This window comes from Bacillus sp. LJBS06 (assembly GCF_016924995.1).
Lineage (GTDB): Bacteria > Bacillota > Bacilli > Bacillales > Bacillaceae > Bacillus > Bacillus stercoris.
In genome coordinates this window covers 814,391-837,815 of sequence record NZ_CP070483.1, presented here as the reverse complement: position 1 = coordinate 837,815, position 23,425 = coordinate 814,391, and the positions used below count along the sequence as shown (strand labels likewise).

Here is a 23,425-nt window from a genome sequence, read left to right as displayed (position 1 = left end):
CATTTTTATTACAACCATTTGGAAACCAATCACTGGACGAAAGAAACCTTCATTTCGTTTCACTTTTTTCCTCAGAAATAAAAAAAGGATTTCTTTTGTCATGTGTGCCTTTGAAAAAAGAAATAGATACCGAGTATAAGAATAACATAAACTAGCAAAAACGAAAAATAGGTTTTGCAGACAGCCCGCCCTTCCGGCGGACTGAAGTTATTGTATGCACTAATGTTTAGCGTGATCACCATTTTTTCGAAAGGACAAAAAAGACTGGATGTTTCCAGTCTTCTTTATCTATATCCCTGCCCAGACATCTTTGGCATACATGCCGGTATCCTGCAGATGTCTCAGCCAGTTTTGCGCTTCTTGTTCCCCGGTTCCATGAACAGACTGATACGCTTTTTGAAGTGCCGCCTCCACATCCGGGGCCATTTTGCTGCCGTCACCGCATACATAAAGCCTGCCTCCGCGGTCAAGAATCGATATTAAGGTTTCTGCATGTTCAGCCATGAGATGCTGGACATATGTTTTCGGCATGCCTTCTTTTCGGGAAAAGGCTGTATGGACTGTGACTACACCGTCTTTTTCAAACTGCTCAAGCTCATCTCGGTAAATAAAATCCCGATCGTTCCTGCATCCAAAATAGAGATGAGCCTCACCGAGCGTTTTCCCCTCCCGCTTTAAAACATCACGGGCTTGAAGGAAACCGCGAAATGGTGCGACTCCCGTGCCTGGTCCGACCATAATAATTGGAGTTTCAGGGTCTTTCGGAAGCTGAAACCGGGATTCCGGTGTGCGGATAAACATCACGACATCATCACCGGCTTGACGCTCAGCTAAATCATTTGATGCCACGCCCCTGTATTCGCCACGGCCGCTCAACGCCGGGCCGCGCACAACGCCAACTGTGATTGATGCTTGACCCGGATTCACTCTTGGAGAGCTTGAAATCGAATAATATCTCGGTTTTAACGGACGTAATAGCTCTAAAAATCGTTCAAACGGCATGTCGCATGCTTCGTACTTTTCAAGCAGATCCAGCATAGAAATTCGTTTTTTCAATATTTGTTCCTGATAAACACCCTCTGCTGTCAGTTCTTCTAATTCGCGCTTATGCGGCGGACACACTGTAAAAGCGGCCAGTTCACGTATTTGCGCTCTTGTGGCTGCTTCCTGAACCTCAACGCTGTAGCTAAGAAGATCATTCAGGCTGACAGGACGGCCCAATGGCAGATGCCCCGCACTGCGGCCGCTTGCCGACAATGTCACTTGGTCTGTTCCCTTCAGACCGAATCTATGGAGAATCCGGCTGACATTGGTTGGACTGTTTTTTGGCAATACGCCAAGGTGGTCGCCCTCTTGATATTCAACATCCGGCGGCAATGCGATTTCGATATGGCGGGTGCTTCGATCGCTGTCCGCGGACTGAAGCTCACGATTTTCGGCGATGGATGCGTGAGCCGCTTCATACGATCGGGCAAGCGGGGACTCTCCCAGCCCTCTGACAAACTGAAGGCTCAGCGTGCTTCGTTCCTTATCGGCATTTTCATTAAGCTCCAGTCCGAATGCTTTGATGGCGTCCGCCCACATGCTCTTTTTCCACTCATCAAGCTGCCCTTCGAAATCACCGCTGACATCACCTTCCCCGCGCGCAGAAAACCGAGTCGCGCCTTTCTCTGCAAGCTGCTCATCAATGAATCTCGGCACGTCTTGATACGTGCTCGCCCAGTTGTGGTCGCCGCAGCCAAATACCGCGTAATGGACGCCCTCAAGCTCACCCGGTTTGATTTCTTGGAGCCACTGGACAAACTGTCTCGCGTTGCTTGGCGGTTTTCCGTTATAGGACGAGGTCACAATGACAACCGCTCCCTCTGTCGGCAGCTTGCCAATCTGATCGTTCAGAGGTGACACTTTGGTCCTGACGCCATGAAGACTGGCTGTATCTGCAAGCTCCCGGGCGACGCCTTCTGCGGTGCCGGTATCAGAGCCGTACAGCACGAGAAGCGGGCGGTTGTTAAGGCCTATGACCGATGCGCCCTTTGTCTCCGTTTCTTCTTTTTGCTTATCAGGCCCCGGCTTTTCTGTTGCATGGATGTCAGCATGAATGGCTTCCTGATGACGGGTTTGAACCCTGATGCGAAAATCGCCGGGCTTGAGCGTTAAGGTTTGTTTGATATCAAGCTCATAATTCTCATGATCAATCAACGTGAAATATTTTAAAATCATGCCCAGCACAAGTGTGGCTTCATGAAGGGCAAACTGCATGCCGATACAGGCCCGTTGCCCATTTCCGAACGGTTTGTACGCATGATGAGGCACTTGGTCCTGATGTTCGAACCGTTCCGGCCGGAATTCCTCGGCGTCCTTTCCCCAAGCGTCTCGATCACGATGAAGCTGCGGAATCAGCACAGAAATTCTGTCCTTCGTCGTGATCGGGAACTTTCCGCCAATGACTGTGTCTTCTTTTGGATAAAGGCTAAAAGCCGGAGCTGTCGGCCATAAGCGCAGTGATTCATTTAAAATCATCCGTATGTATTTAAGCTCCAGCACTTGTTTATAGGTCGGCGCTGCATCTGTCAGCACCCGATCTACCTCTTCATACGCCTTTTTCAGTTTGTCAGGATGCTTCAATAAAAAGTAGATCGCAAAGGACAGCAGGCCGCTCGTTGTCTCATGGCCGGCAATCAAAAACGTAATGATTTGAAAGCGGATATTTTCGTCGTCGAGCTTTTCACCCGTTTCCGGATCTTCCACATTCAGCATGCGGGCGAGCAAATCTTTTTCATCCTGGTCTCCATTCGCCCGGCGCTCTGCAATAATGCTGTCGACTAACGAAAACATCGTTTGAATATCATGGTGGAATTGCCGCTTTGTTCTGACCATAAGCTTATCTTGGAAATCAAGCCGCTGCATTTGATGCATCGCTTCATCAAGCGCCCGCACCATGCTGTTGATAAACGGGTGGGGCGTTTCCCTGTAGTAGCTGTTAAAGCGGTAGTTAAACCCACACAGCCCAATGGTGTCGAGCGTCAGCCGGGTCATATCTCCCGGGACATCAACAGCTTCATTCGGATTGAGCCTGGCCCATTTTTGAATGAGCTGAACAGCGATATCGACCATTTTCTCATGATAGTCCTTCATGGCCCGCTGGCTGAACGTCGGCATCAGAATGTTGTGCGCTTTTCTCCAGTTAGGCTCATGCGTCCAGCTCGTAAACAATCCGTCACCGGAAAACGCGCGAACCTTCTCCAGGGCGCCTTCAATGCTTTTATCAAACCGTCCTTCATCACAAACCTCTTTCACCAATTCATGGCCGGACACCACAATCGTCGTGCCCGCGGGTGTATGGATTTGAAAAATCGGACCCTGTTCTTCCGCTAGCTTGATCAGTGAAAGCGTCGGTTTGTCTTTATCAATTAAAGGCAAATTGCCGAGCGGCCCAAACGTCTTCGGCTGAGGAATCGGGCTTGTTTCCTTCATCGAACCATTCCTTTCCGTATGAAATGCCTTCTATTTGACTACATTTCCCTTTCATGGTCATGATTATTCCGTTCTTCCAATTGACGCATGATCGCTGTTTTTTCTATACTTGAGAAGCTGTACAATACACGAATAAGGTGAGTTCACATATGGATTTTGAAATTCGGTTTTTATCCTTTTATGTCATACAGGTGGAAGGCAAGGATGAGCAGGCGAACAAACAGTTCAAGCACTTTCAGACCCTTGATACGGGCGAATTTGAAGAAAGCGAGCTGAAGGACTTTCTCGACGGGGAACTGAAAAAAATCGTCAAACGGAAAGCAGAACGTCATCCGCAGTCTGAGCAGGTGCCGACGAAAATCGGCCATTTTATCGTCGAGCCCGGCCACGAGCTTGATTCCAACCCAAACTACAACATGTTCAACCGCGCGCGTCTGGCGGCAACAAAAGAAGACTTCAATGAGCTGAGCGAGCAGTTCGTCCGCACGTACCTCGACACAAGCGCAGTCCGCGGCGGCGTGTTTCTCGTCGCTTCAGCCGTGCCGAGAAAATACTTTGACGAGTCATTTGTCTTCATTATGAAATGTGACTTTGAGCCGAAGGTCGCCCGCATCTCTGACGCGTCTTCTCTCATTAAAAAAGTCGAAATGGCGATCACGACAAAAAACATGAAAAGCATCCAATACCCGTACATGCCCGAGGAAGGAATGGTCGAGGAAGGCGAGCTGAAAATCCACCAGGCCTCGCACGCCCGCTATTTTGAGGACTTTCTGAAATTCGTCGAGTACGGCGAATCGATGCCGGAAATCATGAAAAACCAGGTCATGAACATGGTGCAGGAGCACGTCTACGAGACATTTGAAGACAACAGCGAAGAGCTCAAGCAGTTCGAGCACGACATTGAGATTTGGGAAGCGAGCGAAAAGCGGGAGATCCAAGAGCGCCTCGACACCCATCAAGTGATCGAAGCCTCCGCCCAAATCATCGAGCACACGCCAGAGGCCCAGCTGAAAATGAAAGTCGGAGAAACAGAGATTAAAGGATTGCTAGCGGATTTTGGCGACTCCATTCATCTCGCAAAAGTGAACGGGCGCTATGTCGCGCTGATTGAAGCCGAGACAATTTCGTTTGAGAAGGGCAGTTCGCCGGTGGAGTTTTATAAGCCTGAGGGACTGCATGAGGTGATTGAGCGGATAAGGAATAAAACAGAGCAAGACTAAAAAGTCCAGAAATCACTTTCTGGACTTTTCCAATTTAATACCCTTCCCTCAACACCGCATAGCACTCCCCAATCAGCTCTTCCGCTCCCAGCTCTCCTTTCAGCCCGCGGCGGACGATTTCTGAGGATAGGTTCTGGACTTTGAGCGCTCTTCTTTTGAAGTAGGCCCAGTAAAGCTGTTTCGTGATCGGCGTGGTTTTTGGGTTCTCCGGAGAGGACGATGGCATCCGGGATCGCCATTGCCGCTCCTTGCGCCAGGGTCGGCGCTCCGGCGTGGGCGGCGTCTCCTCCGATGACGACGGGCCTTTTCACCATGGCTCCAGCACTGTGACCTGCTCCAGTGTATTTAAAATGATAGGATACTCATCAACACTCCACCTGCCTTTTTGTGTATGGCAAAAAGCGCCTATCCAATGACAGGCGCTTTTTCATTAATCATCACTGCTCAAAATGCCGAAGAAGCGAAGCAGGTTGATGAACAAGTTGATAAAGTCAAGGTACAGCGATAATGCCATAACGGGAATTAAGTCTTCCGTAATGTGGCGGTGCTTGATTTGGTTCAAATCATACAAAATGTAAAGGGAAAAGACGATGGTTCCAATCACGGAATACGCCATCATCGCCGCTGAGTTTAACGGGCTGAAAATGTTGAAAATGCCAACCACAACGAGGGCGAGCACCGCTACCATCAGAAATGACCACAGGAAGGATAAATCCTTCTTCATTTTTGCGCCGATTGTGCCTAAGACGGCAAAAATGACAAATGTAGAACCAAAGGCTTCAAGCACGACATAGGCGCCGGCGATGGAAGCGTAATGGCTGACGATCGGAAATAAGGTAATGCCGGAAACGAACGCGAATGTATATACAAACGCATACCCGACCGCTTTTCTTCTGCGCATCCAGAAGGCCATAATAATCATCGCCACTTCAAGAATAGAAAGCGGCAGCATCAAAGCGACAGGAACAAATTGGCCGATAAAAAGGCCGACAGTCGCGATCAGCAATGTGAAGACAAAGACTGTCAAAATGCGTTGCATGATCGATTGCTTACTCTCGTGAACCGTAGCTTGCATGTCAAAAATCCTCCTAAAAAATGATCTTAAAGGTCTATTATATAAAAATTGGATGAAATATGTATATGTTTTAAGGAGAATTTAATGAAAACAAACGCCCTTTACGTTATCATTTCGATTCTTTCCTTTTCAGCGAAAAACGATGCTTTTCTATTTTCTCAATTTGGGTAACCTGAGAATCATGAACCGTAATCTGAACGGTGCCGAAATCGAGCGTTTCCAGCGAACTGATGATTTTTTCAATCACTTCCGGATCAATCGTTAATTTTGAAACCAAAAGACCTTCCCCCCTGTTGAATAGGTTTTAATTCACAGTATTCTTATAAGAATTATAATATTATGTTTTTTTTGATAAATCAATGGTGATTTCTCTTCAAATCAAAAAGGCATATGATCACCCGATGATGGACAATCATATGCCTGGAACTTCCTATTTGTTTTCTTCCAATTCCTCAACAATACAGCGGACACCCATGTTTTCTAATGCCTGCTTCAGCGTGCCATACGTTTCATATTCACTAAAATCAAGCCCCAATTGAATCGATGTTTGGGCCACATCCGGGCGAATCCCTGAAAATACGGCTTTGACGCCTAATAAGAAAAGCGTTTTAGACAGGTTGTACAATTGCTGCGCCACCATGGTATCCACAATCGGGACACCCGAAAGATCAACGACGAGGCTTGTGATTTTTCTCTCGACACAGCGGACCGGCACTGTTTCTAAAATGATCTGTGCCCGTTTTGTATCAACTGAGCCGATAAGCGGCAATATCCCGATTCCATCAGCAATGGAAATGACCGGACAGCCAAGCTCTGAGATCAGTTCCTGCTGAGATGTAAGCCTCATCAGCATGAATTTTTGGTACTGCTCGGAGAATTCAATAATCAGCTTATCGAACGACTGATTCACAATGCGGTTCCATCGGTCTGCATCTTCATTTGTGACGATCTCCTGATTTTCTTTTATAAATGTGACGACTGCGTCCCAGAATGAGATTCTAGAATTGGATATGGCTTCTACGACCTCATGCACCTGAACATCCTGCTCTACCCTGTTTTTCGCAACGGTTTGCGCCCATTTCGCCATATTTTCTTGAAAATCGGTTTGATCCTCTAGAAACGCGCTTGCAATTGTTATATTGGTAAACGTATGCTGCTCGGTTAAAAGCGTTTTCGTTTCTGCACTTAAATGGTCGGCGGAATACAGTTCGCCTTGTAGCTGGCAGCGTAAACTGAACCATTTCTCAGTAATGTCCGCAGTGTGGTCTATGATATATTGATATAATAATTGATCGATATTCACGGTCTGTCTCCTTTTTCGTAATAGAAGCACTTTCATTATAAAATGATAAATCGAAATTGTGAATAAGACTAGGAAAAAATCAAATGAATCTGCTCCCTGAACGCATTCCAGTTTATATCCATAGGCGAATGCACCAATAAGAGTCTGCCCGCATAAACTGCAGTGTACAGTTTACAATGAGAAAGGGCGTTATCACATGTATTATGTTGATCCTTATATGTTTGCAGGGCATTTTTATGAGCCTTGGCCTGCTTTTGAATATGAATATCGATATCCATGGCCTGGCATTGGCAGCGGCGCTGTTCCGGGCTTCGGCGGCGGCTCTGGCCCTGGCATTGGCGGCGGTGCCGTTCCGGGCTTTGGCGGCGGCTCCGGCCCTGGCATCGGCAGCGGCGCCGCTCCGGGCTTCGGCGGTGCGCCACAGGGACCTCCTCCTTCCCAAATACCAGCGAAACCAAAAAAACCGCAGAGTTCTCAAGGAGCCGTTTTGTTAGTTGAACCAATCACCATTCGTCCTTGCCTTTTCCGGTTTACCTATGTTTGGTTAACCAATGGCCGCTCATTTTGGTTCTACCCAATTATCCTTGGCAGAAGATCCGTCGGCGGCTTTTACTGGGATCATTCACGGCGCCGCTGGGTTTATTTCGCCTTAGACACAAATCAGATCGATGTTGTGAGCTGCTCATTTTAATCAAAAATCAGCCGGTTTTCCCGGCTGATTTTTTGTGTTACTTCGGCCTTAAACAGGTTATAGTATTATTATCTTTGCAACTTGGAGGTTTCCCCTATGATCAAACAAATTGGCACTGTAGCTGTATATGTTGAAGACCAGCAGAAAGCGAAACAATTTTGGACTGAGAAGGCAGGCTTTGATATTGCAGCCGACCACCCGATGGGACCTGAAGCAAGCTGGCTGGAGGTTGCGCCAAAAGGTGCTCAGACTCGTTTAGTCATTTATCCGAAAGCCATGATGAAAGGCTCTGAGCAAATGAAGGCTTCTATCGTGTTTGAATGTGAAGACATCTTCGGTACATACGAGAAAATGAAGACAAACGGCGTAGAATTTCTCGGTGAGCCCAATCAAATGGAGTGGGGCACCTTCGTTCAATTTAAGGACGAAGACGGAAATGTGTTTTTATTAAAAGAATAAACTGCGCACGGCGGTTCATTCCGCCCTGCGCTTTCTTTTGACATTGAGAATGAATTTCATTTACAATTATTCATATGTGAGAATGATTGGAGTGAGACAAATGTTTGTACAGTTGAGAAAAATGACGGTTAAAGAAGGCTTTGCAGATAAAGTCATAGAACGTTTCAGTACTGAAGGAATCATTGAAAAACAAGAAGGTTTAATTGATGTGACAGTGCTTGAGAAAAATGTGCGCCGCGGTGATGAAGAAGTTGTTGTCATGATTCGCTGGGAATCAGAGGATCACTGGAAACAATGGGAAAAAAGCGATGCGCATATCGCCGGCCATAAAGCAAACAAAGGCAAACCAAAGCCTGACTATCTGATCAACACTGAAGTGAGCATGTACCATGTACGTGCTGTCAAACAAGGGACATATAATCAATAAAAAGCTTGCGCCTCGCTGCAAGCTTTTTTTCAAAGAGTCATGTTGATCTGCTTTGTTCGTAGGTTACGGTATACAGCGGATTATTTTTGTGCCACTCCGCAAATAACACGTCCTCCGCCTTATCAATGTTCTTCTTTTTCAATTCTTGCTTCAGCCACTGTTCATCCACACCTGCTTCCTTCAAATTATCCTGCACAATCTCTCCATCTATGATTAAAGTGATCGGCAGAGAAACAGACTTCGAAGGAATCTGCAAATCCTTATTTATCGGTTTGTCAAAGTCGGATTTGGGGAGCACGCTGACCATCCCGTTTGTTTCAAGAATCGCATATTCTACTTCTTGGATTGAAAAGCTCCCCGCTTGCCTCAAAAGGCTTTGCAGCTGGTTAATGTCCATCTTATTTTTCTTCAATACTTTATATTGAAGCTCCCCTTTGCGGATGACGATATTCGGCTCGCCCTCTAAAAACTTCCGCGATGATTTCATTTTTTGCGTGATAAATTCAATAATATAAATCAGCACGCCCCACAATAGCGAAGCAAAAATAATTTCTTTGATCTTGATTTCATGATCGTAAACGGCATTTCCGACCAATTCTCCTAAAATTAAAGCAGAAATAAAGTCAAACGGCGTAATTTGAGAAAATTGGGTTTTCCCGAGAAGCTTTAAAATGATAAATAAAATGCCTAAACCGCAGACCAGTTCCACCGCAACACTTAAATAATTTCCCATATTGATAGCACCTACTTCTTGATAATACTATCAGTATGGTCAATGCTTTCCTTTCTAAACCGCGAAAGAAGCTCACCCTGCTAGAAAAATCGGCCTGCTCAGCTTTGTATGGTGCTTTGATGCATGTCATCAAAAAGCTGCTCTGCATCATTGCGGTCAATCATGACAAGCGGGTCATTAAGGAAGGCTTGAAACGCGAGGCCTGTATCCTTTGTCAAACCAGCTTCCGCCACTGCCTCCTGATTGGATACATGCCTAGCCGCCAGCATTTCCACACCTTTTGGAAGCGCTCCGGAAAAAATCGGCTTGACACTGTTCCTTGTGATGAATGCGTTTGTTTCGACAATGGCTTGTATAGGAAGGTTTGAGACCTGGCCTTGATTCGGCATATTTACATTCGTGACGAGTTCACCCAATCCGAGAAGGGCCGCTATGATGTTCACGCCTTCTTCTCCCGAAGCTTTCCCAGCAACACCCCGTTGTTGCTGAATGAACCGTTCTGTTTCTTGTCGTTTCAGTGCTCTGTCTTGTTTTCTGAATGATATAGGTGTGAGATGGAATTTCCATACCTCAGGCTGTTTAAGATATGGACCGGGAAGAAACTCTGCCAGGTGCCTGTCACCCGCAGCAGGGATCGCGCCATACGTTTCAAATAAATCAAACGCAACACGGTGTGCCGAATGAAAGACGCTGTCCCTCCAGCTTTCTCCCTCCAGCTCATATCCTGATTCCCCATAGTGCGAGCTGAATTCACGGAATATAGGCAGCAGGTCAATATGGCGGTAAGAGGCTGCCGTAATCCATGTAAAATGGTTAATGCCGAGCACATTAACATGGATATCTTCTCTCCGCGGCACCTCTATTCCCAGCCTTTCCGTGACCATTTCCGCCAATAGCTTTTGCGTCCCGAACACCTCGTGGCAGCAGCCTATCGCTTTGATTCCGGGAAATACTTTATACAGCGTTCTAGTACAGACAGACATCGGGTTTGTATAATTAATAACCCAGGACTCTGGTGCGTAGTCTCTTATTGCCCGGGCAATTTCCGCAAATATCGGGACAGCACGCAAGCCTCTGATGATTCCGCCCGGCCCGACAGTATCACCTACAGACTGATAAATACCGCAGCGCTCTGGCAAGTGAACATCAATTTCCATATCATCCAGAGAACCCGGCAAAATGGAAATAATGACGATATCCGCGCCAGATAGCGCCTTTTTCAAAGTAGAAACGGCCTCATATCTCCATCTGCCGTTTCCACTGTAATTGCCGATCACTTCGTTTCTCTGGGCGGCCTCAAAATCAAGATCATAGAGCGCCACCATGCCTGACATTCGCTCATCAATCGCCAAATCACTCATCAGGCTTCTGGCCCAGCCTTGGGACCCACCGCCGATATAGGCAATTTTAATCTGATGTAACGTACTCATATGAAACACTCCCTTTCTCAGCCTTTCACCGAGCCAATCAGCATACCCTTTGCAAAGTGTTTTTGTAAAAATGGATAGACCGCCAAAATCGGCAGCGTCGCAATGACAATGACGGCGAGCTTTATACCTTGCTCAGGCGGAACGGCATGTTGCAACGTATCGCCATTGGTCGCCGTTAAATCCGATAAAATCGTGACTTGGCGAAGCACCATTTGCAGCGGCCATTTTGCACTGTCATTGATATATAAGAGAGCGTGGAAGAAATCATTCCAAATCCCGACCGCATAAAACAGCGCAAAGGTCGCGATGACCGGCTTTGACAGCGGCAGGGCGATCCGCCAGAAGACGCCGATTTCGGAACACCCGTCAATTTTTGCCGACTCCTCCAGCTCGCGCGGCAGCTGCTGAAAGAAGTTTTTGATAATAATGAGGTTGAACGGATTAATCGCCATCGGCAGAATCAATGCCCAATACGTATCCAAAAGGCCGAGTGATTTTACGACAAGGTACGTTGGGATCATGCCGCCGGAAAACAGCATCGAGAAAATTACCAGATTCAACAGCAGATTCCGTCCCTTCACATGCCGCTTCGCAAGCGGATATGCCATCGTGAAGGTGAAAAACAGCTGCACAGCCGTCCCGACCACGGTGATGAAGATGGACACGCCCATGCTTCGAATGAACGTCGGTGTCGAAAACACATACTTGTAAGCATCGAGTGTAAAGGTTTTCGGAAAAATAAAGAAGCTCCGCTGGGCAAGTTCCGCTTCTGTCGCAAAGGAACCAGCGATAATGTACAAAAACGGCAAAATGGTAATCGCTCCGACACCGCCGAGAAACAGAATGTTGCAGACGTCAAACACCCGTCCGGCTTTGGTGTTATGCATCGTGTGAATTTCAGCCATACCTCTCCCTCCTCTAAAACAATCCTTCCTGATCAAACTTTTTCGCAATGTAATTGGCGCCGAAAATCAAAATAATCCCGACAACCGATTTAAACAAACCGACCGCCGTGCTGTAGCTGTACGCGCCTTGGGTAATCCCCATCATGTACACGTACGTGTCAAAAATATCAGCCACACTGCGGTTGAGCGAGTTCGTCATCAAATACACCTGTTCAAAGCCGAGATTCAAAAAGCTGCCGATTCTTAAAATCAACAAAACGATAATGGTGCTTCTGATTGCTGGCAGCGTAATATGCCACATTCTCCTGAACCGGCCCGCTCCGTCCATGATGGCGGCTTCATACTGCTCTTGGTCAACAGTTGCCAGCGCGGCCAAGAATAGAATCGTCCCCCAGCCTGTCTCCTTCCAAATGCTTTGCATCACAATCATCGGCCGGAACCAGTCTGCATCAGACAAGAAAGAAATCTGCTCACCTGTCAGGCTCATAATCATTTTGTTGATCACACCTGTATCGACAGTAAAGAAAACGAAGGTGATGCTGACTACAATTGTCCAGGATACAAAATGGGGCACGTAAATAAAGGTTTGGATACATCTTTTATACACGGCCTTTCTCACCTCATTCAAAAGCAATGCCAAAATGAGCGGCGCGGGAAAGGCAAACAGAAGATCCAAGCTCGCCAGCATGAGGGTGTTGCGCAGCAGCCGGAAAAAATCCGGATTCATAAAAAAGTCTTTGAAGTAATCAAAGCCGACCCATTCGCTTTTCCAGAAGCCGAGATATGGCGAATAGTCTTTAAATGCGATCAGGACGCCCCACATCGGCAAGTATTTGAAAATCAAAAAATAAAGCAGACCGGGAATAAGAAGAAGATAAAGCCATTTGTCCCGTTTGAGCGCAGCCATCCAGCTGATGCCTTTTCCAGCAGTGAGAACAGGTGAATCTCCCTTCTTCGGCACTGTTTCCATATCTGTTCTCCTTTCGTGGTACCGGCGCGCCCGCCGAGCGGCAGGCGCATCGGTTTATTTTGACGATTGATACAATTTGTTCAAGTCCTTCATCAGGTCATTGCCGCCGCTTTTTTTCCAAAGCTCCACCGCATCCTCGAACCCATTTTCATCAATTTCTCCAATGATAAATCGTGTTCTCGCGTCGAGAATGATGTTGTCAAGCTGGGCTCCTTTTTGGGTATAGACATCAGATACAAGCGACTCAGCCGGGTTAAAGACGGCTATTTTTTCTCCTTCAGTTATGATGTCTTTGCGATGCTGAAAGAGCTTTGTTTTCTGGTCTTCGATGTAATACTCGCTTTTCGGGATCGACATGCTGAACTGCGCCAAGCCTTCGTGCTCATACAGGAGGGATTTGTTGTTTTTTTCAAGTGAGGTGAATACGCCGTCCTTGAGCTCGTAATTGCGCCCCTTCACTCCGTTGTTCGTGAGAATCTGCGCTTCCTTATCATTCATTTTATCGAGGAAGGACAGCACCTCTTTCAGCTCTTTTTCGGTTTTGACGCTTGATTTTGGTATCGCGATCATGCCTGAATAACCGGATGTCGGGAAGGTGCGTTTGCCATTCGGCCCCTCAAGCGAGCCGACAATATCAATGATATCCTTGTTCGATTCATCCGCCTCCTCCATCGCGCTTTGGATCTGAGACGCTCTGGAGCCTGTATCAACGATGACACCCGCTTTTCCTTTCACAACCGGATCATTCCACTTTGCTGAATCCATGACCGCAAAATCCTTATTGATCAAGCCCTCATCATAGAGCTTTTTAAAAAACTTGAGCGCCTCCATGTATTCCTTCGTTGTAAAATCAGGAATCAGCTTTCCGTTTTCAACACCGTAGCGGTTCGGGGCGCCGAACCAGATTTGCAGAACATCCCACGGGCTTCCGTTGCCGAGCCCCATCCATTTCGGCACGACCATGCCGTACGTGTCATCCTTGCCGTTCCCGTCAGGATCTTTTTCCTTAAAAGCTTTCAGCACTTCATAGAAATCATCAAGCGTTTCCGGCATATCCAGGCCGACATTTTTCAGCCAGTCGGTTCTGATGATCATACACGCCCTGATCAGGTCCCTCGTTCTGTAGACTCCGTACACCTCGCCGTTCACCGAGCTGTTCTTCAAAATCTTTTCATCTGCCTGACTTAAATTCTTGTAGTCTTTTAAATAAGGGGACAGCTCCCAAAATGCCCCTGCTTTGACAGACTTGATAAAGCCGGCTGACTTATCTTTAATGACAATCGCGTGAGGCATCTCTCCTGAAGCCATGACGATGTTGAATTTGTCGTTGTAGGATGAATCAGGCACCCATGTCACCTTAATCTCTTTGCCTGTGTATTTTTCAAGCGCTTTTAATGAAGGGCTCTTTTCACTCGGGCTTTCCGGCGATAAGAGCGGCGCCATAATGTTAATCGTGTCTTTCGAACCGCCCGCTGAACTGGATGTTTCCGAATTGCTGCATCCGGCGATCATCATGGCAGCAAGCGGCAAGGCCAGCCATTTTTTTCGCATTTTTATTTTCATGATGCGTAAGTCCCCCTTTTTTTCACTTTGCATTTCCCCTTTGCCCCTCCCAATATAAAGCGCTTACATAAATTCTTGCAATCTTCATTTTTTGCTTCATTTCTCCTATGAAATTCCGGCTGTTATCCTTTTTTGCCCAATGTTTCTTTTTTTGCCGGAAGAGAATCTCCGATCAGTTCCAGTGCTGCTATGACGTTTAAACACCATTGGGAGACGGTATTGGTTGTCACCCACGGGAGTTCCTCCAGCTGCGTCCATGTCTCGATGCGCTCGGGTTTGATCGGAAGCGGCGTATGGCTGAGCTTATCATCGAGCAAAAGATTCCACGCTTTGGCGGCGAGATGAGGATCTTGTTTTTTTCTCGCAGCGTAGGCTGTCATGGCAGCTGCGAACATCGGCCAGTGAAAATGCTTGTCATGAAGCGCGCCTCTGCTTTTTTTGCGTTTTTCCTCATCACTGAGGGTGTAAAATTCGCCGAATTCACTCAGCATTTCCTCCCATTCCCGGTCATCAAGAAGCTCAGCCAGCTCCATCCACACTTGCGGCGCGCCGAAGGCAATGATCATATGATATCCGCCCGCAATGCCGTCTCCCATATGATGAAGCATCGAAGTCGCCGGATCATATTCAAATGTCGGGCCGGATAATAAGCGGAGCGGCAGCTGCTTTAGACAGTTGATGCCCGTTTTGATTTTTTTGAGATATTCCGGATTTTCGGTACGCTCCCATTCCGCCAGCCAGTTTGAGCAAAACGCTGCCCAGTCCGGCCCCGTTCTCACGTGAGTCGGGTGCTTGCCTTTCTCGTAAAAAGCGCGCATCGGATCGGTTTTGACAAGGGCATAATCGGCATCCTTCACTTCTGTCAAAAGATCTCCCGTCCGTTCATCACCCGTCAGATAATAATAGAATTTATAAAGTCCGGCCATGCTGATTCTCGCTTCCTTGCAGCCGCATCCCCAGTGCACAACGTTATGCCGTGAGCCAAGCCCGGCGTATTCACCGAGATGAAAGCTGTCCGTTTCACTCGTGTGGCGGGTCATGGCTTCTGCCATTCGGAAGATATCCTCTCTGCCTGAGCGGAAAAACGCCTGCCAGAGCCATAGGGTCGGAACGAGCTCATTGTTTTGCCATGCGTATCCGCCGAGATCATATCGCCACATGTGCCGAATTGGATCATACGTATGCATGACATCGCCATAATGCCAAAATCCGTACCATTTGCGCTGCTCTACTTCCTTTTTATAAAACAGAAAGGCGGCGTCAAGCTGTTCCTCAAGCTCTTTTTTGAGCGGATGGGATGTGTCAATGATGCTCCAAACCCCGAGCGCTTTTGATTCGTAATAGACGTTCGGCTCACATACCAGGAGCGGCGGCGCCTGCCATTTGTCAGCGAGCGCATTTAGGACTTCATCAGACGGCATGTGCGAAAAGCACGCCAGGCTGATTTCATTTGTGTTCGCAATGCCGGTCGGATCAGAGCGCATATCATCAAAGCCTTCATACGCGCTGGCCACATGGGTATTTCCTGTATAATGCCGCAAATCCATCGCTTCTCCATCTGGGGGCCAAAGCCAGACGGTCATTTTTGGATGACTGCCGGCAAGACCTGTGATTTCTAGAGCTGACGGATATTTCTCAAAGAAATACCGCAGGCCGAGAGCCACACCGCCATTTACGCCGCCCGCATAGCAAAGCCCCTTCGCCCGGCTGCCATGCAGCATGCCGACCCACGCATAATCTTTTCCGGTCCGTTTTGACAGGCTGTAATGATCGCTTGAATCCTGAACAAGCTTCACCTCGTCCCATACCGCATTCTGTGTTCCGTGCGCAAACCATTCCTTATGCTCTTCATCTGGTGACAGCGTTTCGCCATTGATTTGTTTTTCATAAAGCGGATACCGTTCATTGAATTTACGTGTGCCAAACAGCTGGGCGGGTTCTTTGTACATCCCCTTCTCTCCCGCAAAACGAAAATGGCGGTTGTACGGCTCTCCCTCCAAAAAAAGGTCAAATTCGATGCCGAGTCCCTTAATGAATTCTTGTTTACCGCTCCTGTCAATCAGCTGCGTGTGCACAAGGCCGATCTCAGACAGCCCCGCATAAAACGTCAAACGGATGACAAACGGCAGCCATTCTTCATTCGTTTTATGGAGCACATGAACTCCCTCGATTTTGACCACTGCTTTGACAGGACCGCTTTGCTCAATCGCCGCCTGTTTGATAAGGCTGACAGACGTTTCTTGAAAAAGAACCGTTTCCGCCGCTGACTCCTTTTTCGTTTCTCTTATGGCAACGAGCCTCCCGCCTGCGGCGATCGGCTTTCCGTTGATCTGCAGCGATTGAATGAAATCAAAGCCTGTTTGATGAATGGTACAGACGAGCGTTCCTGTATCCACTTGGATGTCATGCGCTGACTCGTGAATGCTGATCGATTTTGTCGGCTGCGGTGCTTCTCCTTTTTGCACTGTAAAGCTTTGGTTCTCCTGACCGCCAAACACCGCCGCGTGCTTCGTCCACTTGATGCTCCCGTCAGGCCAATAGGCCGACGGTTCGCTTTGCACATATCGCATTTCCGCGTTTTCATTCAGAAGCGCCAGACGGTCACCCTTTTTTAATTCTCCTTTTTTCCATGGCACGCCCCACGTCACACCGCTTGTCACCTTTGGCTGTTCTGATAACCATTTGATCCTTTTCATCGGTCCTCTCCCTCCATAGAAAAAAGCTGATTCGATGCAAAGAATCAGCTGTGATTGTCAAACTGAATTACACGGTATTCATGCGGTCCCACCGCCAGCCTCCCCGCCTTTTCCAAACGTTTTTTCAACAGATCCGTTCCCGCTTCCGGCAGTGTCACGCTTCCGCCTTTTCCATCCATATTCACGATGATCCACACGAGGCCGTTATCGCCTTTGCGCGGGACAACGATCGTGCCGGGTGTCACATCCGAGCGGACAGAAATGGCTGCCTCAGCGGCGTAATGCCTGACAAGCGCCGCCAGCATCGCATCCCCGTCTTTCCCGGTTGGAAGCGAGCCCAGCATGACGATTTTCCCCTCGCCGTAATTCCTTTCCGTCAAAAAAGCATGGCCAGCCCCCGGTCCCGATTCAACCGTGCCAAGGGTGTTTCCGCTCTCTGTGTCAAACACCGCGCTCCACAGTCCGAGCGGCGCCGTGATGCCAAACGCTTTTCCTGTATTCACGTTCTCGTTCATCGGAAAGGTAAACAGCGTTTTGATCCCTGACGTTTTCTCAAGTTCGCCAAGTCCGCAATCGGTATGAATCGTATGCTCGGATGTGCGCCCTCCTGCCAGCGGCCCGGCGATCCAGATGCCGCCGGCTTCAGCGAATGCCGTAGCCTTTTTGATAAATTCAGAAGACAAATGCGGCACAAATGGCGTAAACAGCAAACGATAGCCGTCCAGCGGAGCGCCTTCCGGAATGAGGTCACGGTGAATCCCCGTATTGAGAAGGCGTTCATAAAAATGCGTCACAAGCGAACGGTGCCGGAGTCCCCGGTGAGGCTCAGTTTTGATAAATGCTTTTGCTCTGTCAGAGTACGTCATCGCCGCCTCGGCTTGAACGGGTTCAGTCGATAGAATAATCGGTTCGATTTCCTTTCTTGCCCGCTCAACCGCCAGCACATTTGGGTAGCCGATGGTGGGCTCGCCCCAGGCACTGAGAACCGAACCGTGGGAAATCTCGCTGCCTGAACGCTGCTGCCTCCACAGCCAGTAGCAAAACCCCTGGCTTCCTAAGGCGTAGGACGATACGGCTTCGGCCTGCAAATACCCGTCGGCGTGCGGGTAAGCGGAGCTTTCAAGCGAGGCGGCATACGACGGACTCGTTTCCAAAATCCAAAATGGGCGCCCCTGTTTCAGATTTCTCCATAAATCACAGTTCAATAAAAAGGCAGAGGCGTTTTCCTGCGAAGCGTACGTATCATAGGAGGCAAAATCGAGATTCTGAAACATTCGCTCATTGTCCACGCTGAACATGACAGATCCGTTATGCGTGATCGGCGCATCTGAATAGCAGCGGATGATTTTGGCCTGTTCATCCGCAAACGAAGCGATCATCTCCATCGAAAACAGCTGATACATGGTCCTTAAAGAGGCGTGATGCAGAAACGGGGCCGGCCCCGGCTGCGGCACTTGCTCAAACGTCTGATAGGTTTCGCTCCACACATCGGTTCCCCATGCTTCGTTTAACCGCTCAATCACGCCATAGCGGTTTCTGAGCCAGTCATGCCATAGACGCAAGCACGTCTCACACATGCATTCTGCGACATGGCATTTAAACTCATTGTCTAGCTGCCAGCCGATCAGCCCCGGGAGCCGGCCAAGCTCCTTGGCGATGGCTGTCGTGATGATGGCGGCTCTTTTTCGGAAGTACGGGTTGTTCGTACAGGCGTGCTGACGGGAGCCATGCCCCATGATCTCTCTTTTTTCATTGACATGCATGCGTTCGGGCCGGCCGTGTGACAGCCAAATCGGCGGGGTAGGCGTCGGCGTGCACATGATCGTCTCGATGCCGCTATCATACAGCCGGGTGATGATTTCTTTGAAAAAACCGATGTCAATTTTTCCTTCTTCAGGTTCCATGACAGACCAGGCAAATTCGCCAATCCGCACAACATTCACGCCAACTTCACGCATGATGTCAATGTCCTGCTGAATCGTCTCTTCATCCCATAATTCCGGATAATAGCAAGCCCCGTGATATAGTTTTCTCCTCACATTCTTCACCCTTCTTTGATGATCGATTCAGTCAATGGCAGGCCGAGCTCCTTTATGCCTTTTGCCACAAGTTTCGCCATTTCATTTGCGCCTTTTTTTGTGAAATGCGTGTAATCGTTAATCCCTTCTGAAACCATAAAATAGGTGTACACTTTTTCCTCGCCCTTCTCAGTAAAGAAAGCAAGGCTTTTCTCCATTAGATCTATGAGCTGGACATTCTCCTCAGCAGCAGTTTGCTTCATGGCAATGCAATAATCAGGAAAATCGTTCAAAAACACGCCGTTTTCGTAGTGAAATCGGGCTACGGGAGTAATGAGAAGCGGATGGGCGCCTTTTTCCCGCGCGCCGGCGATGTACTGTTTTAAATATTGTTTATAGGTAGTATAAGGCTCGGTGTAGCGCTCCGGTTTATTTTTCGATGCGTCATTATGGCCCATCTGCACAAACAGCCAATCATCCGGCTCGATCACATCCAGGATCGCCTGAAGCCTGCCCTCTTCCACAAATGTTTTCGAGCTTCTTCCCCCAATCGCTCTGTTGATTACTTGAATGTGCTCCGGCAGATGTGAGCCGAGAAACTGCCCCCAGCCCCCTTGATTTGTGCTGTCTCCATACGTTTGAACAGTCGAATCGCCGGCGAGATAAATATGATTTGCCATTTTTTCATTCCTCCTCGTTTTTTATACGGCTGCTTCTTATCCCTTAGTCCTCCTACAGCGTTGCCTCCGCTTTGCTGCCCGCTATGTACAGGGCGGGCCTCGGCGGTTTTTTCATCCCTGTACCGAGGTAAAAGCTCGTATGCGGGGGCTGGTTGTAGGCGGTGTTCTGCCAAACGATGCCGAGCCTGTAAACCGGATCGTGCATCAGCGTGTAAAAACGGTGGCGAGTGAGATGTGTCGTTGTATAGATACGGAGTGCGCTGCTGTCTTCCGTTCTCCATATCACTTCTTCCCGCCAGTCCCCGAACAGGTTGGCCTGAAGAACAGGATTTCCTTTCGTGCCGTTGTTGGACAGCACGCCGTCCGGCCGAAATATCGTCTTCAGACAGCTATTTTCAGCATCCCATTTTTCAATCTTTGGCCTGCCGATCGTTCCGTCCCAGTCATGATCAAGCAGTTCTCTGACCAAATCTCCGTCCCACCAGATGGCGAAATTGGCTGAAGCGGGCGCTTTGTCGCTGATTTTTTCTCCTTTGCTCGTAAAAAGCCCATACGACATGCCATCATTGCCAGGCGGATCAATTCCCCAGACGAGCGACCCATTGTAGCTTGGATCAATATGAGCCGCCATGCCCCGGCCAACATCAGTTCCAGCATGGACGCCCCATAATATCTCACCGGTTCCGGCATCTCGCAGTGACAGTCCGTACGGCCTCGCGGCATCCTCATGCACCTGGAACACTTCAAGCCCTTTTCGTGACGGGTCCAGATCCCCTACATGCATCGCGTCTCCGTGTCCGAGCCCCGTTGAGTACAGGCCGGTTCCGTCATGATCGACCGCCATTGCGCCATAGATGATTTCATCCTTTCCGTCTCCGTCCACATCTGCCATGCTCAAGCTGTGGTTCCCCTGTCCTGCGTACGCTTCATGTCCCGGATGGTTGGAGTCAAATACCCAGCGTTTTTTGAGCCTTCCGTTTCTGAAATCGTATGCCACGAGCACCGCCCTCGTATAGTAGCCGCGTGCCATTACAAGGCTCGGCCGCTCCCCATCCAAGTAAGCGATTCCGGCGAGAAAACGGTCCATCCGGTTTCCATAGCCGTCTCCCCAATCCTCCAGCTTGCCGCGGGGCGGTTCATATTCAACAGTGGTGAGCGCCTCACCGGTTTCTCCTTTAAACACGGTCAAATATTCCCGTCCGGACAGAATTCTGCCCTGTTCGTTCCTAAAATCGGCATGCTCATCACCGATGATATGTCCTTTCCCGTCTGTTGTGCCGTCAGCTGTTTTCATGGCGATTTCTGCTTTTCCGTCACTGTCCAGGTCATACACCATAAATTGCGTATAATGAGCACCCGCTCTGATGTTTCTGCCGAGGTTGATGCGCCACAAAAAGGTGCCGTCCAGTTTATAGGCATCTATGAGCACCTCCCCGGTATAACCGTCATGAGCGTTGTCTTTTGAATTGGACGGATCCCACTTCAGGATTATTTCATATTCGCCATCCCCATCTACATCTCCGACACTGGCATCATTGGCGCTGTAAGTGTACGGCTTTCCGTCCGGCGTCACACCGCCTTCCGGTTTGGCAAGCGGTACCTCAAGAACATTTTCCTGCCAAACACAGGCTTCCTTGGAAAGCTTTTCTTCCCGTCCTTTATTGACAGCCGCCACTTGATAAACAGAGTCTGCCGTTCCGTTTTGATCAAGAAAATTAGTGCTGTCAGCGATCGGATCGTGAGTGATTCGCTTTCCATCTCGATAAAGGTGAAAAGCCGTCGTCTCATGATCCGTTCCGAGAAAACGCCAGCTGACAAACACGCCCTGTTCTGTCTGTACCGCAATCAAACCTCTGGTCAAGTATTCCATTTGCCTCTTTTTTGGTTTCATTTGATGGGAACGGGCTGGGCGCAGCCCGTTCCTTCCCCCTTTCAGTTAAGGCGTATACATATTTGGTTTTGGCTGTTCCGCCATGCCGTCTCCTAAAAAAAAGCTTGTGTGCGGCGGCTGGTTATAGGCGACATTTTGCCAGGCGATGCCAAGCCGGTACACAGGATCATGCATCAGCGTGTACAGCCTGTGCTCAGTCGGAATGGCCGTCGTATAAATGCGGAGCGCGCTGCTGTCCTCCGTTCTCCACACCACTTCCTCACGCCAGTCTCCAAGCAGGTCAGCCTGAAGTGACGGCGTTGCTTTTGTGCCGTTGTTAGCGGATGCGCCTGATGCGGTCAGCACATTTTTCGATACGCCGAATTGATAATCCCACTTATCAATTCGGTTGCTGTCCAGCTGTTCCCGCAGCAGGTCGCCGTCCCACCATATGCCGAAGTTGGTCGAGGAAGGAGCCCCGCTTCCGATTTTGGCCCCTTTCGCTGAGTAAAGGGAACCGTTGGCCCACACTTCCTGCCCCGGATAACGCGGGTCGATATCAGCAGCCATTCCGCGGCCTACGTCCTTGCCGGCATAGATGCCCCAAAGGATTTTTCCGGTTGCCGCATCACGGAAGGATAAGCCGTATTTGGCGTTTTTGTCCTCATGTACCTGAAACACCTCAAGCCCCGGCCGGCTCGGATCAAGATCCCCGGCATGGAGGGCATCCCCATGGCCTAAGCCCGTTGAGTACATGCCTTTGCCGTCATGATCAACAGCCATTGAGCCGAAAATAATCTCATCTTTTCCATCCCCGTCAACGTCCGCAATGCTCAGGTTGTGATTCCCTTGTCCTGCGAACGCTTCATTTCCTGGCTTTGAGGAGTCAAGCGTCCAAAGCTTTGACAGCTTTCCGTCCCTGAAGTTATAAGCGACTAGCATGGTTTTAGCATAATACCCTCTGGTCATGATCAGACTCGGCCGCTGTCCATCAAGGTAGGCGATGCCGGCGAGAAAACGGTCAACACGGTTGCCGTAGCTGTCTCCCCAATCCGATACATTGCCGCGCGCCGGTTCAAAATTTGTTGTTACAAGTTCTTTCCCGGTTGCCCCCTGAAACACAGTAAGGTATTCCGGCCCTGACAGCACACGCCCCTGTTCATTTCTGTAATCAGCATTGGCATTTCCAATCACTTTGCCCGTGCCGTCTTTTGTCCCGTCCGCCGTTTTCATTGCCACTTCCGCTTTTCCGTCACCATCAAGGTCATACACCATAAACTGGGTGTAGTGCGCGCCCGCTCTGATGTTTTTGCCGAGATTGATCCGCCATAGCTTCGTTCCGTCAAGTTTATAGGCATCAATCAGCACGTCACCTGTATAGCCATCCTGCGAGTTGTCTTTTGAGTTAGATGGGTCCCATTTCAGGATTAGCTCGTATTGCCCGTCACCATCCACATCGCCAACACTTGCGTCATTGGCGCTGTAGGTGTAAGCTTCACCTTTTGGTGTCGTGCCGCCAGCCGGTTTATCCAGCGGGACGGAATGATACGGCTGCGCCCATACGGAGGCTTTTTCAGATGCCGCCTGCTCGGTACCGTTAACGACGGCCCGAACCGTATACGTTGAGCCGGCCGATCCGTTTTTATCCACATAGTTCGTGGCTTTGACAGGCGCAGCATTCAGTTTTTGCCCGTCTCTATACACATTGAACAAAACAGATGCGTTTTCGGTGCCAAGAAACCGCCAGCTGACAAAAATGCCTCCGTCCGTCTTGACCGCGACAAGCCCCCGGTTCAGCGCTTCCATCTGCCGCGCTGCCCCTTCAGCTTTCACAGGATATACAGAGGCTCCCATCACCAACAAGACCAGCAACGTAACAGTGGTAAACATGCGTTTCCTTCGTGTAATCAT

General features: G+C 49.0%; 18 protein-coding genes and 2 pseudogenes. 4 read left to right on the top strand and 16 right to left on the bottom strand.

Features of this window, described 5'->3' with window-relative positions; all coding sequences use genetic code 11:
- Nucleotides 1–288 precede the first annotated feature (288 nt).
- Nucleotides 289–3,474, bottom strand: coding sequence for a bifunctional P-450/NADPH--P450 reductase (gene cypD / locus JQX68_RS04110; RefSeq protein WP_103031715.1), 3,186 nt, complete (start codon nt 3,472–3,474; stop codon nt 289–291).
- A 149-nt stretch (nt 3,475–3,623) separates the two neighbouring features.
- Between cypD and JQX68_RS04105 the strand changes: the two genes are divergently transcribed.
- Nucleotides 3,624–4,694: a DUF3900 domain-containing protein gene (locus JQX68_RS04105; RefSeq protein ID WP_014663147.1), complete on the top strand. Its 1,071-nt coding sequence runs from the start codon at nt 3,624–3,626 to the stop codon at nt 4,692–4,694.
- A gap of 34 nt (nt 4,695–4,728) precedes the next feature.
- On the opposite strand, the pseudogene JQX68_RS21675 reads toward JQX68_RS04105, so the two are convergent.
- The 5 genes and pseudogenes from JQX68_RS21675 to JQX68_RS04085 form a co-directional block, all read right to left on the bottom strand.
- Nucleotides 4,729–5,058 (bottom strand): annotated as a pseudogene (locus tag JQX68_RS21675) (FAD-dependent monooxygenase); the annotation flags it as partial.
- Nucleotides 5,058–5,125 (bottom strand): annotated as a pseudogene (locus JQX68_RS21930) (hypothetical protein); the annotation flags it as partial. The pseudogenes JQX68_RS21930 and JQX68_RS21675, both read right to left, overlap by 1 nt.
- The gene (locus JQX68_RS04095) at nt 5,125–5,769 is read right to left on the bottom strand and encodes a Bax inhibitor-1/YccA family protein (protein ID WP_014663145.1); all 645 of its coding nucleotides are present in this window, start codon (nt 5,767–5,769) and stop codon (nt 5,125–5,127) included. The gene JQX68_RS04095 and the pseudogene JQX68_RS21930, both read right to left, overlap by 1 nt.
- A 109-nt stretch (nt 5,770–5,878) precedes the next feature.
- Nucleotides 5,879–6,046 carry a YezD family protein gene (locus JQX68_RS04090; RefSeq protein WP_014663144.1) on the bottom strand — a complete coding sequence of 56 codons (168 nt, stop codon included), beginning with the start codon at nt 6,044–6,046 and terminating at the stop codon, nt 5,879–5,881.
- A 153-nt stretch (nt 6,047–6,199) separates the two neighbouring features.
- A complete protein-coding gene (locus JQX68_RS04085; RefSeq protein WP_041521264.1) occupies nt 6,200–7,072 on the bottom strand; it encodes an STAS domain-containing protein in 873 nt (290 codons plus the stop codon).
- Nucleotides 7,073–7,268: 196 nt separating this feature from the next.
- On the opposite strand from JQX68_RS04085, the gene JQX68_RS04080 reads away from it, so the two are divergent.
- From JQX68_RS04080 to hmoA, 3 genes are all read left to right on the top strand, one after another.
- Nucleotides 7,269–7,763 (top strand): hypothetical protein, encoded by a 495-nt coding sequence (locus JQX68_RS04080; protein WP_040083887.1) that lies wholly within the window; start codon nt 7,269–7,271, stop codon nt 7,761–7,763.
- Nucleotides 7,764–7,859: 96 nt separating this feature from the next.
- Nucleotides 7,860–8,222: a VOC family protein gene (locus JQX68_RS04075; RefSeq protein WP_014663140.1), complete on the top strand. Its 363-nt coding sequence runs from the start codon at nt 7,860–7,862 to the stop codon at nt 8,220–8,222.
- Between the two features lie 100 nt (nt 8,223–8,322).
- Nucleotides 8,323–8,649, top strand: coding sequence for a heme-degrading oxygenase HmoA (gene hmoA, locus JQX68_RS04070; RefSeq protein WP_041521263.1), 327 nt, complete (start codon nt 8,323–8,325; stop codon nt 8,647–8,649).
- Between the two features lie 37 nt (nt 8,650–8,686).
- Here the strand turns inward: hmoA and JQX68_RS04065 are convergent, their stop codons facing one another.
- From JQX68_RS04065 to rhgW, 10 genes are all read right to left on the bottom strand, one after another.
- Nucleotides 8,687–9,382: a DUF421 domain-containing protein gene (locus JQX68_RS04065; RefSeq protein ID WP_014663138.1), complete on the bottom strand. Its 696-nt coding sequence runs from the start codon at nt 9,380–9,382 to the stop codon at nt 8,687–8,689.
- 98 nt (nt 9,383–9,480) lie between these two features.
- Nucleotides 9,481–10,821 (bottom strand): alpha-galacturonidase LplD, encoded by a 1,341-nt coding sequence (gene lplD, locus JQX68_RS04060; RefSeq protein WP_147773033.1) that lies wholly within the window; start codon nt 10,819–10,821, stop codon nt 9,481–9,483.
- 8 nt (nt 10,822–10,829) lie between these two features.
- Nucleotides 10,830–11,717 carry a carbohydrate ABC transporter permease gene (locus tag JQX68_RS04055; RefSeq protein WP_014663136.1) on the bottom strand — a complete coding sequence of 296 codons (888 nt, stop codon included), beginning with the start codon at nt 11,715–11,717 and terminating at the stop codon, nt 10,830–10,832.
- Nucleotides 11,718–11,730: 13 nt separating this feature from the next.
- Nucleotides 11,731–12,687 (bottom strand): ABC transporter permease, encoded by a 957-nt coding sequence (locus JQX68_RS04050; protein WP_003233808.1) that lies wholly within the window; start codon nt 12,685–12,687, stop codon nt 11,731–11,733.
- Nucleotides 12,688–12,741: 54 nt separating this feature from the next.
- Nucleotides 12,742–14,250 carry an extracellular solute-binding protein gene (locus JQX68_RS04045; RefSeq protein WP_147773032.1) on the bottom strand — a complete coding sequence of 503 codons (1,509 nt, stop codon included), beginning with the start codon at nt 14,248–14,250 and terminating at the stop codon, nt 12,742–12,744.
- A gap of 122 nt (nt 14,251–14,372) precedes the next feature.
- Nucleotides 14,373–16,946 (bottom strand): exo-rhamnogalacturonan lyase family protein, encoded by a 2,574-nt coding sequence (locus tag JQX68_RS04040; RefSeq protein WP_205440541.1) that lies wholly within the window; start codon nt 16,944–16,946, stop codon nt 14,373–14,375.
- Between the two features lie 44 nt (nt 16,947–16,990).
- Entirely contained in the window at nt 16,991–18,985 is a 1,995-nt protein-coding gene (yesZ, locus tag JQX68_RS04035) for a beta-galactosidase YesZ (protein WP_205440540.1), read from the bottom strand.
- 5 nt (nt 18,986–18,990) lie between these two features.
- Nucleotides 18,991–19,644 (bottom strand): rhamnogalacturonan acetylesterase, encoded by a 654-nt coding sequence (locus JQX68_RS04030; RefSeq protein WP_147773029.1) that lies wholly within the window; start codon nt 19,642–19,644, stop codon nt 18,991–18,993.
- Nucleotides 19,645–19,696: 52 nt separating this feature from the next.
- Nucleotides 19,697–21,535: a rhamnogalacturonan exolyase gene (rhgX, locus tag JQX68_RS04025; protein ID WP_147773028.1), complete on the bottom strand. Its 1,839-nt coding sequence runs from the start codon at nt 21,533–21,535 to the stop codon at nt 19,697–19,699.
- A 45-nt stretch (nt 21,536–21,580) separates the two neighbouring features.
- Nucleotides 21,581–23,425, bottom strand: a complete 1,845-nt coding sequence (rhgW, locus tag JQX68_RS04020) for a rhamnogalacturonan lyase (protein WP_481748474.1) — start codon at nt 23,423–23,425, stop codon at nt 21,581–21,583.

Coding starts and splice junctions, on each gene's coding strand:
- JQX68_RS04040 (WP_205440541.1), bottom strand. CDS start 16,946: ATGAAAAGGATCAAATGGTTATCAGAACAGCCAAAGGTGACAAGCGGT.
- JQX68_RS04095 (WP_014663145.1), bottom strand. CDS start 5,769: ATGCAAGCTACGGTTCACGAGAGTAAGCAATCGATCATGCAACGCATT.
- JQX68_RS04080 (WP_040083887.1), top strand. CDS start 7,269: ATGTATTATGTTGATCCTTATATGTTTGCAGGGCATTTTTATGAGCCT.
- JQX68_RS04045 (WP_147773032.1), bottom strand. CDS start 14,250: ATGAAAATAAAAATGCGAAAAAAATGGCTGGCCTTGCCGCTTGCTGCC.
- JQX68_RS04050 (WP_003233808.1), bottom strand. CDS start 12,687: ATGGAAACAGTGCCGAAGAAGGGAGATTCACCTGTTCTCACTGCTGGA.
- rhgW (WP_481748474.1), bottom strand. CDS start 23,425: ATGATTACACGAAGGAAACGCATGTTTACCACTGTTACGTTGCTGGTC.
- rhgX (WP_147773028.1), bottom strand. CDS start 21,535: ATGAAACCAAAAAAGAGGCAAATGGAATACTTGACCAGAGGTTTGATT.
- JQX68_RS04105 (WP_014663147.1), top strand. CDS start 3,624: ATGGATTTTGAAATTCGGTTTTTATCCTTTTATGTCATACAGGTGGAA.
- JQX68_RS04055 (WP_014663136.1), bottom strand. CDS start 11,717: ATGGCTGAAATTCACACGATGCATAACACCAAAGCCGGACGGGTGTTT.
- JQX68_RS04075 (WP_014663140.1), top strand. CDS start 7,860: ATGATCAAACAAATTGGCACTGTAGCTGTATATGTTGAAGACCAGCAG.
- hmoA (WP_041521263.1), top strand. CDS start 8,323: ATGTTTGTACAGTTGAGAAAAATGACGGTTAAAGAAGGCTTTGCAGAT.
- JQX68_RS04030 (WP_147773029.1), bottom strand. CDS start 19,644: ATGGCAAATCATATTTATCTCGCCGGCGATTCGACTGTTCAAACGTAT.
- JQX68_RS04065 (WP_014663138.1), bottom strand. CDS start 9,382: ATGGGAAATTATTTAAGTGTTGCGGTGGAACTGGTCTGCGGTTTAGGC.
- cypD (WP_103031715.1), bottom strand. CDS start 3,474: ATGAAGGAAACAAGCCCGATTCCTCAGCCGAAGACGTTTGGGCCGCTC.